The 242-nt window shown below is 68.6% G+C and carries 1 pseudogene; it reads right to left on the bottom strand.

Annotated elements, in window-relative coordinates:
* Positions 1-19: 19 nt before the first annotated feature.
* Positions 20-242: pseudogene (locus tag AC3XQU_RS24685) on the bottom strand (IS701 family transposase); the annotation flags it as partial.

Genomic DNA, 242 nt, shown 5'->3' with positions numbered 1-242 from the left:
GCCTCCAGCACCCCCTCCGTCAGGGAGGCTCCGGTGATGGGGGAGGGCCAGGCCTCGCGGACGAACCACGCGAGCTGGGCGTCGGCCGGCGCCGGCAGGGCGCGGTGCTCGGCGCTTGGATCTGGGCCCCCTTTTTTGAGCGGATGACACTGAGGAAGGCGTGGGCGAACATGGACAGGGTGATGTGTCTGTACCAGCCGGTGTACTGCCGTACCTGGTAGTGGTCAAGCCCGGTTTCCCCC

The organism is Telluria sp. AZSoR62, assembly GCF_058111565.1.
Note: the sequence above shows the minus strand (reverse complement) of the source record. Positions and strands in the feature narration are given on the sequence as shown.